15 protein-coding genes are annotated in these 13,476 nt (G+C 64.0%); 8 read left to right on the forward strand and 7 right to left on the reverse strand.

Annotation, left to right across the window (positions count from 1 at the left end):
* The first annotated feature begins 128 nt into the window (after positions 1-128).
* Together ACSQ3L_RS09515 and ACSQ3L_RS09520 are read left to right on the forward strand one after the other, a co-directional pair.
* On the forward strand, positions 129-662 hold the full coding sequence (locus ACSQ3L_RS09515; protein WP_436159699.1) for a GNAT family N-acetyltransferase: 534 nt from the start codon (positions 129-131) through the stop codon (positions 660-662).
* 66 nt (positions 663-728) lie between these two features.
* Positions 729-1,829, forward strand: coding sequence for an OmpA family protein (locus ACSQ3L_RS09520; protein ID WP_436159700.1), 1,101 nt, complete (start codon positions 729-731; stop codon positions 1,827-1,829).
* A gap of 26 nt (positions 1,830-1,855) precedes the next feature.
* Here ACSQ3L_RS09520 and ACSQ3L_RS09525 read toward each other — a convergent pair whose 3' ends face one another.
* A complete protein-coding gene (locus tag ACSQ3L_RS09525; protein WP_436159701.1) occupies positions 1,856-2,626 on the reverse strand; it encodes an IclR family transcriptional regulator in 771 nt (256 codons plus the stop codon).
* Between the two features lie 183 nt (positions 2,627-2,809).
* On the opposite strand from ACSQ3L_RS09525, the gene ACSQ3L_RS09530 reads away from it, so the two are divergent.
* The 5 genes from ACSQ3L_RS09530 to ACSQ3L_RS09550 all read left to right on the forward strand — a co-directional run bounded on the left by ACSQ3L_RS09530 (position 2,810) and on the right by ACSQ3L_RS09550 (position 7,976).
* Positions 2,810-3,787, forward strand: a complete 978-nt coding sequence (locus ACSQ3L_RS09530) for a Bug family tripartite tricarboxylate transporter substrate binding protein (protein ID WP_436159702.1) — start codon at positions 2,810-2,812, stop codon at positions 3,785-3,787.
* A 76-nt stretch (positions 3,788-3,863) separates the two neighbouring features.
* Positions 3,864-4,400, forward strand: coding sequence for a tripartite tricarboxylate transporter TctB family protein (locus tag ACSQ3L_RS09535; RefSeq protein ID WP_436159703.1), 537 nt, complete (start codon positions 3,864-3,866; stop codon positions 4,398-4,400).
* A 4-nt stretch (positions 4,401-4,404) separates the two neighbouring features.
* Positions 4,405-5,928 carry a tripartite tricarboxylate transporter permease gene (locus ACSQ3L_RS09540; protein ID WP_436159704.1) on the forward strand — a complete coding sequence of 508 codons (1,524 nt, stop codon included), beginning with the start codon at positions 4,405-4,407 and terminating at the stop codon, positions 5,926-5,928.
* A 15-nt stretch (positions 5,929-5,943) separates the two neighbouring features.
* A complete protein-coding gene (locus tag ACSQ3L_RS09545) occupies positions 5,944-7,128 on the forward strand; it encodes a CaiB/BaiF CoA transferase family protein (RefSeq protein WP_436159705.1) in 1,185 nt (394 codons plus the stop codon).
* On the forward strand, positions 7,125-7,976 hold the full coding sequence (locus tag ACSQ3L_RS09550) for a citryl-CoA lyase (RefSeq protein ID WP_436159706.1): 852 nt from the start codon (positions 7,125-7,127) through the stop codon (positions 7,974-7,976). Before ACSQ3L_RS09545 ends, ACSQ3L_RS09550 begins: the two co-directional genes overlap by 4 nt.
* A 9-nt stretch (positions 7,977-7,985) precedes the next feature.
* On the opposite strand, the gene ACSQ3L_RS09555 is transcribed toward ACSQ3L_RS09550, so the two are convergent.
* Together ACSQ3L_RS09555 and ACSQ3L_RS09560 are read right to left on the reverse strand one after the other, a co-directional pair.
* Positions 7,986-8,462: an NUDIX hydrolase gene (locus ACSQ3L_RS09555; protein WP_436159707.1), complete on the reverse strand. Its 477-nt coding sequence runs from the start codon at positions 8,460-8,462 to the stop codon at positions 7,986-7,988.
* 127 nt (positions 8,463-8,589) lie between these two features.
* Complete coding sequence (locus ACSQ3L_RS09560) at positions 8,590-8,895, reverse strand: hypothetical protein (protein ID WP_436159708.1); 306 nt, start codon at positions 8,893-8,895, stop codon at positions 8,590-8,592.
* 271 nt (positions 8,896-9,166) lie between these two features.
* Here ACSQ3L_RS09560 and ACSQ3L_RS09565 point away from each other — a divergent pair, with 271 nt between their 5' ends.
* The gene (locus tag ACSQ3L_RS09565) at positions 9,167-9,745 is read left to right on the forward strand and encodes an invasion associated locus B family protein (protein WP_436159709.1); all 579 of its coding nucleotides are present in this window, start codon (positions 9,167-9,169) and stop codon (positions 9,743-9,745) included.
* A gap of 103 nt (positions 9,746-9,848) precedes the next feature.
* Here ACSQ3L_RS09565 and coaBC read toward each other — a convergent pair whose 3' ends face one another.
* The 4 genes from coaBC to ubiB all read right to left on the reverse strand — a co-directional run bounded on the left by coaBC (position 9,849) and on the right by ubiB (position 13,416).
* Positions 9,849-11,081, reverse strand: coding sequence for a bifunctional phosphopantothenoylcysteine decarboxylase/phosphopantothenate--cysteine ligase CoaBC (gene coaBC / locus ACSQ3L_RS09570; RefSeq protein WP_436159710.1), 1,233 nt, complete (start codon positions 11,079-11,081; stop codon positions 9,849-9,851).
* Complete coding sequence (locus tag ACSQ3L_RS09575) at positions 11,078-11,500, reverse strand: type II toxin-antitoxin system VapC family toxin (RefSeq protein WP_436159711.1); 423 nt, start codon at positions 11,498-11,500, stop codon at positions 11,078-11,080. Before ACSQ3L_RS09575 ends, coaBC begins: the two co-directional genes overlap by 4 nt.
* A gap of 2 nt (positions 11,501-11,502) precedes the next feature.
* A complete protein-coding gene (locus ACSQ3L_RS09580) occupies positions 11,503-11,760 on the reverse strand; it encodes a FitA-like ribbon-helix-helix domain-containing protein (protein ID WP_224675269.1) in 258 nt (85 codons plus the stop codon).
* Between the two features lie 81 nt (positions 11,761-11,841).
* Positions 11,842-13,416: a 2-polyprenylphenol 6-hydroxylase gene (gene ubiB / locus ACSQ3L_RS09585; RefSeq protein ID WP_436159712.1), complete on the reverse strand. Its 1,575-nt coding sequence runs from the start codon at positions 13,414-13,416 to the stop codon at positions 11,842-11,844.
* Between the last annotated feature and the right edge of the window lie 60 nt (positions 13,417-13,476).

Consider the following 13,476-nt stretch of genomic DNA (forward strand, 5'->3'; position numbering starts at 1 on the left):
CTGCCGTGAAAAATAACACCGTCGCGCAAAATTCCCATAGCGGCGCCTGGATGATGGCCCGTATCGCCTTGGCCCTTGCACCGTATCCGCGATTTGCTAAACGCTGACGATCCGTGCGAGGCAGTCCCATGAACAATCCGCAAGCAACCAGCGTCCCTGTCATCGAGACGAAGCGAACAATCCTGCGCGCACACCGGCTGGAGGATTTCGAGGCTTATGCCACGATGTGGACGGATCCCGTCGTCACCCGTTTCATCGGCGGCAAGCCGCGCACGCGCGAAGAAAGCTGGATGCGCTTCCTGCGTCACGCCGGCCTGTGGTCGCTGCTCGGCTACGGCTTCTGGGCGATCGAGGAGAAGGCGACGGGCCGTTTCATCGGCGAGGCCGGATTTCACGACCTGAAGCGCGATATGGAGCCGTCGATCGAAGGCATTCCCGAGGCCGGTTGGGCGCTGGTTCCGGCCGTGCACGGGGCAGGCTTCGCCACCGAGGTGGTCGGCCGCGTCCTGGCATGGGGCGAAGAGACGTTCGGGCGCGAGAAGACCGTCTGCATCATCGATCCGGAAAACGGCGCTTCGCTGAGGGTCGCTGCGAAATGCGGCTATCGGGAAGTGGTAAAGACCATCTATCACGACGCCCCGACCATCCTGCTGGCGCGGTGACGCTGCGTCATCGACTGGACATATCCGCTCTGCTAGCATCGATCGCAACGCGAAGGGGGACGATCGATGCGTGCATTCAAGACGATAGCTCAAATTCTTTTTTGGGCAGTACTGGCGCTCATGCTGGCCGGACGGCTGGCGGCAGCCGACGCGACTGTACCCACCGCCGATATCGAGGGCGCCGCCGACAACCATCTCGCCAAGCGCTATGAAGGCTCGTTCATCGTCTCCTATGAGAAATTGGCCTTCACGGATTTCAGCGTGCCGCTGTCGCCGCTGAAGCTGAGCGCCGACCCAGACGCGCGCGATGCGATGAACAACCGTGTCTTCGCACCCGACAAGAAGGCCGAAGTCGAGGGCGCTTTGACCCGCATTGCCTATGTGCTGCCGGCCGAGCGCTCGCCGCTCGAAGTACTGCGCAACTATCAGGATGTGATCGAGGCGGCCGGTGGCGAAATCCTGTTCGAATGCAAGAAGGAGGAATGCGGTGGCGCCGCCGACCGTTCGTCGAGCGGCGGCGGTGGTGACATGAGCCTGACCATGTATTCGTTCCATGAGAGCGATCTGAAGGACGCGGCGTTTTCCAACGGAGCCTGCGCGCTGACCTCAGGCATCAACGACCAGCGCTATTTCTCAGCCAAGGCGCCGCAGGACGGCGGCGACGCCTATGTCACCGTGCAGACCTATACGATGACCGACGATCTCTACTGCAAGGAACTCAACGGCCGCACCGTTGCCGTCGTCCAGGTGCTGGAACCCAAGGCGCGCGACAAGAAGATGGTGGTCGTCGAGGCGGCCAAGATGGCGGATTCGCTCTCCGCCACCGGCAGCATTTCGCTCTACGGCATCTTCTTCGACACCGATAAGGCCGACATAAAGCCGGAGTCCGAGCCGACGCTGAAGGAGATTTCGACGCTGCTGGCCAACGACCCTGACATGGCCGTGATCGTCGTCGGCCACACCGACAACCAAGGCGCCTTCGACTACAATCTCGACCTGTCGTCGCGACGGGCGCAAGCGGTCAAGGCGGCACTTGTGTCGAAATTCGGTATCGACGGGGCGCGGTTGACCGCTGCCGGCGCCGGCATGATGGCGCCTGTCGCCAGCAATGACGACGATGCGGGCCGCGCCAAGAACCGCCGTGTGGTTCTGGTCAAACTGAATTGAACGAGCCTTCCCAACCAGGACGCATTCTACGGCCTGGCGTCCGCCGCGAGGCTTGCCTGCTCAAGCATGGAAGCGTCCTCGCCGAAGGCGCGGGTGGCGCGGGCCGCTGCCTCGAGCAGCGGGCGTTTCATGCGCTGGAGAAACGCCGCGTCGACGCGCGTGCTTGGTCCGGCCAGGGTCAGGGCGCCGAGAAGGGCGTGTCCCGGCCCGAACACCGGCGCCGACACGCCCGCCGTTTCGGGGTCGCGGTCGCCGACGGCGAGACAGTTGCAGGTCTTGCGGATGGTCTCGTAGGGCTCGCCCTGCTGGCCTGAAAACGCCGCAAGCACGCGGCCGCCCGAGCCGACCAGCAAAGGCAACACGTCGCCTTCACGGATCGTGTAGCGGATCGGGTGCTTGGATTCGACACGATAGAGACAAGTGCGGACGTCGCCGGAGCGAACATAGAAGGCAACGCTTTCCCAGCTTCGCTCGGAGAGGTCGCGCATGATCGGCAACAGGATATCGACCGCCACGACCGAACGCTGATAGAGCGCGCCGAGCCGGAAGGTCGCCGGTCCGACGCGATAGCGCCCATCGTCGAGGCGCTCGAGCAATCGTCCGCGCAAAAGGGAATTCGCAAGCCGCAGGATCGTGCTCTTGTAAAGGCCGGTGCGCCCCGCGATTTCGGCCAGACTGAGCGACCGGTCGGCCGTGGTGAAGGCATCGAGGATGGCAATCGCCCGATCGAGTGCTGCAACACCTTCGGCCGACGCGCGCCGGATTTCCGCGTCTGCCGATTTGCTTGGTGAGTCCATGGCGGTTCCTGTCCGAAGAAGCCGAGCGGAGCGACTGTGTCGCTCCGCCAAATCGTTCTGTCCAGTAGAATATCGTTCCCGTTGACAGAACTCCGTAACATCTGCTTGAACTCGATTACGGGTCTGGAATGCAGGCGCGTTTTGGCGGGCACCGGAGGAGGTGTCGTGATTTGGAGGAATCCCATGCTGAACAGACGCAGATTTTTGATGAGCACCGCAGCCGCGGGCGCCGCCGGCCTGGTGGCGTCGCACCTCTCTCCCGCTTTCGCGGAGGGCGCACCCCAGATACAGCTCTTCGTGCCTGCAGCGCCGGGTGGCGGCTGGGACCAGACGGCGCGCACGATGGACCAGGTGCTGCGCGGTGAAAAACTCATCTCCGGTTCGCAGATCACCAATGTCGGCGGCGCCGGCGGCACGGTTGGGCTGCCGCAGTTCATCAGCCAGTGGAACGGCAAGGGCAATTCGCTCATGGTTGCCGGCATGGTCATGGTTGGCGCCATCATCGCCAACAAGGCTGCCAACAATCTGACGCAAGTCACACCGATCGCCCGCCTCACCGGCGAGTTCGAGGCGCTGGTTGTGCCGGCCGAGTCGCCGTTCAAGACGGCCGCCGATTTCGTCGCCGCGCTCAAGGCCGATCCGACAAAGGTTCCCGTCGCCGGCGGCTCGGCCGGCGGTTCGGACCATATCCTGTTCGGCTTGATCGCCAAGACCGTCGGCGTGCCGGCGACAAACCTGTCCTACGTGCCGTTCGCCGGCGGCGGCGAGGCATTGTCGGCGCTGCTCGGCAACCAGGTCGCGGCCGGCATCTCCGGCTTTGGCGAATTCTCCGAGCAGGTCAAGGCGGGCGCGCTCAGGCTGCTCGCCATCTCGGCCGATAAGCGCCAGGACGGCATCGACGCGCCGACGCTGAAGGAGGCCGGCATCGATGTCGAACTGTTCAACTGGCGCGGTGTCTTCGCACCGCCCGGCATTTCCGATGCCGACAAGGCGGCGATGATCACGCTGGTCGAGACCATGGCCAAGAGCGATGCCTGGGCGACCGAGTGCAAGAACCGCAACTGGACGCAGATCCTGCTCGCCGGCGACGACTATGCGAAATTCGTCACCGAGGATTCTGCCCGTATCGAAGCGATCCTGAAGGACCTCGGGCTTGCCTGATCTTTCCCCAATAGGGGCGGCGCAAGTCGCCCCTTCTCGCCAATGATATTGGGCCAGCTATCCCTGGAGGACAATCATGAGCAGCAGCGACCAGCAGGCGGCGCCGTCGCGCCTTGCCGTGCCGGAATTGTTGATCGGCATCGGGCTGCTGGCCTGCGCCGGCGCTGTCGCCTGGCAGACGCTGGCGATCCCGGTGTCGCCGCTCTACTCCAAGGTCGGCCCGACCGTCTTTCCCTACCTCACCATGATTGGTCTGGTGGTGCTTTCGCTGTTGCTTATCCTCGCCGCGCTTCGCGGCGGCTGGCAGCCTGAAGAGGAAAAGGAAACGCCGACCGACTGGAAGGCGATGGGCTTCGTCGTCATCGGCCTGATCGCCAATCTGCTGCTCATCCAGCCGCTCGGCTTCACGGCGGCGTCCGTCATCATGTTCGTTCTGGTCTGCTACGGCTTCGGCAGCAAGCGTACGCTGCGCGACGCGGTTCTCGGCCTGATCCTGGCGCTGGCCGCCTATTTCGGCTTCGCCAGGGCGCTCGGCGTCAACATCGGTGCCGGTTTCATCGAGACCCAGCTCAACACGGTCATCGACGCGTTCATCACCATGTTGAGGGGCTGACGCCATGGAAACGCTCGGACATCTCGCACATGGCTTCTCGGTCGCCTTCACCCCCGTCAACCTGCTGTGGTGCCTGCTCGGCACCACGCTTGGCACCGCCATCGGTGTGCTGCCCGGTCTCGGGCCGGCGCTGACCATCGCGCTGCTTTTGCCGATCACCTATCAGGTGGCGCCGGAAGCATCCTTCATCCTGTTCGCCGGCATCTACTACGGCGCCATGTATGGCGGCTCGACGACGTCGATCCTGCTCAACACGCCCGGCGAAAGCGCCACCATCGTCACCGCGCTGGAAGGCAACAGGATGGCGCGGTCCGGCCGCGGCGGCGCGGCCCTCGCCACCTCGGCGATCGGTTCGTTCGTCGCCGGCACGATCGGCACGATGGGCGTCGCGTTCCTGGCGCCGGTGGTGGTCAAATTCGCGCTGGCCTTCGGCCCGGCCGAATATTTCTCGCTGATGGTGCTGGCCTTCATCACCGTTTCGGCGGTGCTCGGCTCGTCTTCCGTGCGCGGCCTGACCAGCCTGTTCGCCGGCTTCGTCATCGGCATGATCGGCGTCGACCTGCAGACCGGGCAGCCGCGTTTCACCTTCGGCACGACCGAACTGCTCGACGGCGTCGACGTGATTATTGCCGCGGTCGGCCTGTTTGCCGTCGGCGAGACGCTCTACATGGCTTCGCGCCGCTATGCCGGTAAGGACGAGATCGTGCCGCTGAAGGGCTCGCTCTACATGACGACGGCCGAATGGGGGCGTTCGTGGAAACCCTGGCTGCGCGGCGCCGCAATCGGCTTCCCGATCGGCGCCATGCCGGCAGGCGGCGCCGAAATCCCGACCTTCCTGTCCTATGCCATCGAAAAGAAGCTGTCGAAGCACAAGGGGGAGTTCGGCACTGTTGGCGCCATCGAGGGCGTCGCCGGCCCCGAGGCCGCCAACAATGCGTCGGCCGCCGGCGTGCTGGTGCCGATGCTGACGCTCGGCTTGCCGACCTCGGCGACGGCGGCGATCATGCTGTCGGCCTTCCAGAGCTACGGCATCAATCCGGGGCCGCTGCTTCTGACGACTCAGGGCGATCTCGTCTGGGGGCTGATCGCCAGCCTGTTCATCGCCAACGTCATCCTCGTCATCCTCAATTTGCCGCTGATCGGGCTGTGGGTGCGGCTTTTGAAAATCCCGGCGCCGCAGCTCTATGCCGGCATCCTGGTGTTCGCCACGGTCGGCACCTACGGCATTTCGCAGTCGCCCATCGACCTCGTCATCCTCTATCTCTTGGGGGCGGCGGGCTTCCTGATGCGGCGTTTCGATTTTCCGACCGCGCCTGTCATCATCGGCATGATCCTGGGGCCGCTCGCCGAAACCCAATTCCGCCGGGCGATGACCATCTCGAATGGCGACTGGTCGGTGTTTTACACCCACAAGCTGTCGCTGACGCTGCTGACGCTGGCCTTCATCGGCCTCGCCGGCCCCCATATCTGGGCCTTCATCGAGCATCGGCGTCGGCGCGGACCGGAGCATGTGCCTGGCGATGCCTGATCGATCCCTGATGCCATGACAGACCTGCTTTCCGGTATCCGCGTCCTCGACCTGACCAACGTTCTGGCCGGCCCCTATTGCGCCTATCAGCTGGCGCTGCTGGGGGCCGACGTGATCAAGGTCGAGGCGCCGCAAGGCGGCGACCTGGCCCGCCAGCTCGGCGGCTCGCCAAGACTGAACAGCGCCGGCATGGGAGCCTCGTTCCTGGCGCAGAACGCCGGCAAACGATCTGTTGTGCTCGACCTCAAGAAGCAAGCCGATCACGAGCGCTTCCTCGATCTGGTCGCCAGCGCCGATGCGCTGGTGGAGAATTTCCGCCCCGGCGTGATGGATCGGCTCGGTCTCGGTTACGAGGCGTTGAAGGCGGTGCGTCCTGGCCTCGTCTATTGCGCGATTTCGGGTTTTGGCCAGACCGGTCCGATGCGCGACAATCCCGCCTATGACCAGATCATCCAGGGCCTGTCGGGGATCATGAGCATCACCGGCACGCCGGAAACAGCACCGTTGCGTGTCGGCTACCCCGTCGCCGACACGTTGGGCGGCCTGGTCGGCGCGTTCGCGATCACTTCGGCGCTGGTCCGACAGAAGACGAGCGGCGAGGGTGCCTTCCTCGACGTCTCGATGCTCGAATGCACGCTTTCCGCGCTTGGCTGGCCGGTTTCGAACTATCTGACCGCAGGTATCGACCCCAAGCCGATGGGCAACGAGAACATGACCGCGGCACCCTCCGGTGCGTTTCGCACCGGCGACGGGCTCATCAACATCGCTGCTAACAAGCAGGAGCAGTTCGTGACGCTGTGCCGGCTGATCGGCCGGCCAGACCTGGCCTTGGATGCTCGTTTTGCCGAGCGCGAGACGCGCAAGCGCAACCGTGCGGCGCTTAAAGTCGAGATCGAGGCTGCCTTGGGAAACGCCTCGGCGGCAGACTGGGAAGAGACGCTTAATCGTGCCGGTGTGCCCGCCGGCAGGGTGCTGACGATCCCGCAAGTGCTGGCCGAGCCGCAAGTGCTGGAACGCCAGGTGACCGCGAATTTTGATGATGTGGCTGGCATGGACAAGTCGCTGACCGTCCTGCGCGGCGGCTTCATGGTCGATGGCGCGGCACCCTTGCCGACGAAACCGCCGCCGGCGCTGGGTGAGCATATGGATGAGGTGTTCGCGGACCTGCCACCGCGCGCCAAAGCAAAGGCACGAGCATGAGCGGCACGGAGGAGAAGACCGGCCGTGAGCGCGGCGAGGAATGGTGGCAGACCGACATCATCGAGATGCGGCCGGGTGTCATCCGGCTGCGCGGCTACGAGATCCAGGATCTGATCGGCCGCGTCAGCTTCCCGGCGATGATCTGGCTGATGCTGCGCGGCGAACTGCCCAGCGAGGACCAGGCATCGCTGCTCGGCATTGCCTTGGGTGCCGCCGTCGACCACGGACCGCAGGCGCCATCGATCGCCATCGCGCGCATGGCTGCGACCTGCGGCGTCGGCATCAACAGCGCCATGGCCTCGGCCATCAACGTTCTCGGCGACGTGCATGGCGGCGCCGGCGAACAGGCGCTTTCCTTCTACGGTGACATTGCAGTGGCGATCGATGCCGGGATGACGCTGAATGAAGCGGTCCCGGCACGGCTCGACCGGTTCTTCGCCGAGGAGAAGGGCTATGTGCCGGGGCTAGGACACCGCTTCCATCCCATCGACCCGCGCGCTCCGCGCTTGCTGGAACTGACCCGCGAATTTGCTGAGCGTGGCGTCGTCAATGGACGTTTCGCCGACATTGCCGAGGCGATCGAGGCGGATGTCGCGCGGCGCAAGGGCAAGAAGATACCGCTCAACATCGATGGCGCCACCGCCGTCATCTATGGCGAACTCGGTTTTCCGCCAGCACTGACGCGCGGGCTTTTCGTGCTGTCGCGCTCGGTCGGCATCCTGGCGCATGCCTGGGAGCAGTCGCAGCAGGCCGAGCGAAACAAGGGGCCGCTGCCGCGCGAGTGGTTGTGGACCTATACCGGCACCCCGGTGCGGCCGTTCCCCGAAGGGGACGACACAGGCGAGTGAGGCTTGGTCTCAGGCCGTGGCAGCCGTCACGGGCCGGGCAATCGTCAGCGTTTTCACCAGCGTCGAAAGGTCCGGCTCATCGATGAGCACGGCCGCGTCGGCCGGCGCCAGCCAGGCCCGCTGGCGTCGTTTGGCTTCCTGCCAGTCGGCCAGTTCTTCCGTCACCTCGAGCAGATAGACGATGACGTCGACGCGGACGAAACGGTTGGCCAGGCGCTTCCAGTAGGAATAGGTGCCCGCCGGCTGGCTCAGCGTCTTGCCGAGCACGCCAGCTTCCTCCTGCGCCTCGATGGTGGCTGCCTTGCGTCCGCTCTTGCCCTTCATCGGCCAGCCCTTGGGGACGATGAAGCGCCTGGTGGTTCGCGACGTGACCAGCATCACCTCGATATCGCCGTGCGCGTTCAGCCGAAAGGGAATAGCCGCCACCTGGCGGATCGTCTCGCCCTTCTTTGCCTTGCGTACGGCCTTTTTCTTGGTCGCTGCCATTTGCCAATCCGGTCGATGCAATGCCGCATAGCGCGACAAGGCATCGTTGCAAAACCAAAACTTTCGCTGGTGCCGAAAGACACTCGCAATACCTAAGTCGGCTAAATAAATGAAAAAGGCCTGAATGTCAGCGGCAATTGCTCACGGCGGTGGTGCCGATTATCTGCGTCTGACAGCTTGGCCTGAACTGCTGCACGACCGGTGGCGGTTGCCGGACGGTCTGGCGGTCCTGGGCACGATCCTGCTGCTGCTGCTGCTGATATTGCTGCCGCTGCACCCTGTTCTCCAGGATTTGCAGGTCGTTCTGCCGGATCAGCGCGTCGTTGCCGGTGGAATTGAGGGCTTGTGCGGAAGCGGGCAGGCAAGTGCCCGCCAGCATTGCCGAGGTCAGCATCGCCGATATGAAGATCGTTGATAGTCGAAGCGCCGACATCCGCTCATTCCCGCGCAAAAGAAATCCTGACCTTAATATAGGGGCGTCTGTCTAGCTGTGCCATGTCCAGGCGCTGATCGAAACGAAATCGGCCTGTCGACCGCTGGATGAGCCTTCCCGGCGACACAGAATCTGCCTGGCAACCCCGCATTGCACTTGACGGAGACGGTCGATTCGCCGCTCTATCGGGTCGACGCTGGCGTTGAGCTGAATGGCGTCAATGGCGTCGGCATTTGGTACAATGGCGCCTTCGAGCGGCGGGAGAATCTCGATGAGGAAGTACGTGTATTGGCTGGCGATGCTGGGTGTTGCCTGCGCCGTCGGTGTGCCGGCCGTGGCAGCGCAAACCAAGAGCGACAAGGCGGTCGCGGCCCCTGCTGCCGCCGATGCACCGCAACTGCCTGGTGGCGCGTCGGCACTGTCCGAAACCCATGGCGACTGGACGGTCAACTGCCAGATATCGGGCGCGACCAAGGTCTGCAGCCTGTCGCATCAGCAATTCAACAAGCAAAACAACCAGCGCCTGCTGGCAATCGAGCTGTCGAGCAAGACCGGCGAGGATGCCACGGGAACGCTCGCGCTGCCGTTCGGCCTGGCGCTGGCCAAGGGGGTCAGCCTGACCATCGACGACCAGAAGCTGGATGGCAGCCTGGCATTCAATACCTGTCAGGTCGTCGGCTGTCTGGTGCCGGTGGCGTTCGATGCGTCTGTCACGCCGCTGCTGAAATCGGGCACCACCCTGAAGATCGACGCCTTCGCGGCCGACACCGGACAAGCGGTGAGCTTTTCCATCCCGCTCAACGGCTTCGCCGGCGCGCTCGCCCGAACCGCGGAGCTTTTGACCAATTGATGTAGAGCCGCTGGACTGGAAGCGCGCCACCTGAATGCCGTCTCGGGGCAGGGGCGGTGCGTCACGGCAGCAGAACGTGGCGGCAGGGCGCCTTTGCGTCGGCTCAAACGACGATTGTTTTAAGCCTTTCGGCGATCAGGGCGGCGAGCCGCGCCGCCACCTCGTCCTTGCTCATCTCTGGCCATTCCTCAACGCCGGCCTTCGACACGATCCGCACCCGATTGCGATCGCCGCCCATCACGCCCGAAGCGCCGACGCCGCTTCCCTGCGACACGTCGTTGGCGACGATGAGATCGGCGCCCTTCTTTCTGAGTTTGGCCTCGGCGTTGCGCAGGAGATCCTGTGTCTCGGCGGCGAAGCCGACAACCAGGCCGGGTCGCTGCTTGTGATGGCCGACGCCGGCGAGGATGTCGGGATTCTCGACCATGCGCAGCACCGGCGGGCCTTCGCCAGCGACCTTCTTGATCTTTTCACCGCTTGAATTCTCGGTTCGCCAGTCGGCCACGGCGGCAACGAACACGGCTGCGTCAGCGGGCAGCAACTGTTCCACAGCGTCTCGCATCTCTTGCGCACGTTCGACATGAATGGTCTTCACTCCGGCCGGATCGGCAATACCGACCGGGCCAGAGACGAGACGCACATCGGCGCCGAGCCTGGCCAGTGCCGCCGCGATGGCATGGCCCTGCTTGCCGGACGAACGGTTGGCAATGTAGCGCACCGGGTCGATCGGCTCATGCGTAGGACCGGAGGTGACGATGATCTTGCGCCCCGCCAGCGGCTTGGGGCTGGCGTCGAGCAGCGCCTCGATGGCGGCGACGATCTCCAGCGGCTCGGCCATGCGGCCTTCGCCCGCCTCGTTGCTTTCGGCCATCTCGCCCCTGGCCGGGCCGATAAAGGCGATGCCGTCCTTCTGCAACGTCGCGCGGTTGCGGCGGGTGGCCGGATGCGCCCACATTCTGGGGTTCATGGCCGGCGCTATCAATACCGGCTTGTCGGTGGCGATGAGCACGGTGGAGGCCAGATCGTTGGCGTGGCCATTGGCAAGCTTGGCCATCAGGTCGGCGGTGGCGGGTGCCACCACCAGCAGATCGGCCTCGCGCGACAGCCTGATATGGCCGACATCGTGCTCGTCCTGGCGGTCGAACAATTCGGTGAAGACGTGGTCGGCCGAGAGCGCGCCGACCGACAGCGTGGTGACGAACTCCTGCGCCGCCGATGTCATCACCACACGCACCGCGGCCCCGCGCTCGCGCAGCCGGCGGATCAGATCCAGCGCCTTGTAGGCGGCGATGCCGCCGCCGATGATGAGCAGGATGCGCTTGCCGGAGAGGCTCATGCACTCTCCCAAGGATTGACTATGTTGATACCGCAATCGGAAAAGTCAGCAACATTTCTAGTCACTACCGCAAAGCCCCGCGAGCGAGCAACCGAGGCGATCTGTGCGTCAAATTCGCGGATAGGACGTCCCAGAAATCGTCTGTTCGAAACAATCTCCGCGTATGCTTCGGCTTCACGGTCTCCGAACGCGAGCACGGGGGTCTTGAGCCATGTGGTGAAAAAGGCCCCGATGACACTACCCAGTGCAGCCTTACGCTTTCCATCCGGCATGTTCGCAAGTCCAACGAGCAGCTCTGCCTTGGTCATCGCCGTGACGTATGAGCGGGTCGCGAGCGAGCTATCCATCCAGGTAGCCACCCCTGCATCCGGCCGTGGTTTGAAGGTTTCCGAGATAACATTCGTATCCAGCACGAACATGGTTAGTCAAATTTCAGTGGCTCGCGCGTAGGGCCGCGCTCCGGCAACTCGATATCGAAACCGCCATGGGGCTCAACCAGCCTACGAATCGCGGCATAAAGGGACTCTCCCCGAGGGTCTTGGTCTACACCGTCCGAAAGAACACTCTTGGCAAGAACGCTACGCGCTTCCTCTTCCATTGAGACTCCCCTCACGGCAGCTCGCTCACGCAGTTTCTGCTTCACGTTGGTGTCGAGATTGCGGATGGTAAGTGTGCTCATGTTTTTGCTCCTTACCTCAACGTAGTCCATGAAAGCGTTGCTTTCAATGACAGCAATGCCTGCACTGCTGTCATTGAGAGCTCAGATCAGCTTCCAGGCGATATAGACCAGCGTCAACGCGATGACCCACAGCGCCCAGCGGCCGGAACGGCTGTAACGCGCCTCGGCCTTGCCGATGGCGTGCGCGGTGGTCTGATCGAAGCGCAGGCCGTGCTCGGCCATCAGGTCGATCTCGCGCGACAACCGGTCGGTTCGCGCCGCGAGCTCGGGCGCCTGGCGGGCCAGCGTGAGCAGCGCCCTGGCGCCATCGCGCGCATCGAGCATCATGCCACGTGGGCCAAGGTTGCCGGCGATCCAGCCGCTAACCACCGGTTCGGCCGTCTTCCACATGTTGAAGACCGGGTCGAGCGTGCGTGCCACGCCTTCGACCACCACCATGGTTTTCTGCAGCAGGATCAATTCGGGCCGCGTCGCCATGTCGAAGAGTTCGGTCACTTCGAACAGCAGCGTCAAAAGCTTGGCCATGGAAATGGTCTCGGCCGGCTGGCCATGGATCGGCTCGCCGATCGCCCGGATGGCTTGCGCAAAAGCGGAGACATTGTGCTGGCGCGGCACATAACCGGCTTCGAAATGCACCTCGGCGACGCGCAGATAATCGCGCGTGATGAAGCCGTAGAGGATCTCGGCGAGGAAGCGGCGCTCCTTCTTGCCGAGCCTGCCGGCAATGCCGAGATCGACGGCGACGATGGTGCCGTTTGCCTCGACGAACAAATTGCCCGGATGCATGTCGGCATGGAAGAACCCGTCGCGCAACGTGTGGCGCAGGAACGACTGGACGAGGTTTGCCGCGATCGCCTTCAGGTCATGGCCGGCAGCTTCCAGGCCGGCAATGTCGTTCATCTTGACGCCGTCGACCCACTCCATGGTCAGCACGTCGCGGCCGGTGCGCTCCCAATCGACGGATGGCACCCGAAAGCCGGGATCGTCCTTGGTGTTTTCGCCGAGTTCCGAAAGGGCAGCCGCCTCGAGACGCAGATCCATCTCGATCTTGGTGGTCTGCGCCAGCGTCTCGGTGACCTCGACCGGCCGCAGCCGGCGCGATGACGGGATGTATCTCTCCTGCAGACGGGCGGCGAGGAAATAGCTTTCGAGATCATGGAAGAAGCGGCGGCGCACGCCCGGCCGGATGACTTTCACGGCCACCTTAGTGGCAACGCCGTCATGGATTGTGTCGGCGGCATGGACCTGGGCGATGGAAGCGGCTGCGACCGGGTCGCCGAATTGCGCATAGAGATCGCCGACCTTGCGCCCGAGCGAAGCCTCGATCGCCGCGATCGCCTCTATCCTGGGGAAGGTATGCATCTTGTCCTGCAACATGGCGAGATCGAGCGCCATGTCGTTGCCGACGACGTCGGGCCGTGTCGCCAGGAACTGGCCGAGCTTGACGTAGGATGGACCGAGCCGGACGACCGCCTTGGCCAGCCGGTCGCTGCGCTCATAGGCCAGCGCGCGACGGCGGGTGAACAGCCGCGCCAGCCGCCAACCGAATTTCGGCAGGCCAGACAGTTCCTCGCCCGGCAACGCCGCGACGACGCCCTCGCGGACCAGCACCCAGCCGGCCCGTACGAGCCGAAATCCCGCGCTGACGGTGCTCATGGCCGCGCTCGACCTGCCGGCTCTTCGAACCGGCATAGGACACGTCGATTGTGAGAAATG

The sequence above is a fragment of the Mesorhizobium sp. LjRoot246 genome (assembly GCF_964254115.1).
Lineage (GTDB): Bacteria > Pseudomonadota > Alphaproteobacteria > Rhizobiales > Rhizobiaceae > Mesorhizobium.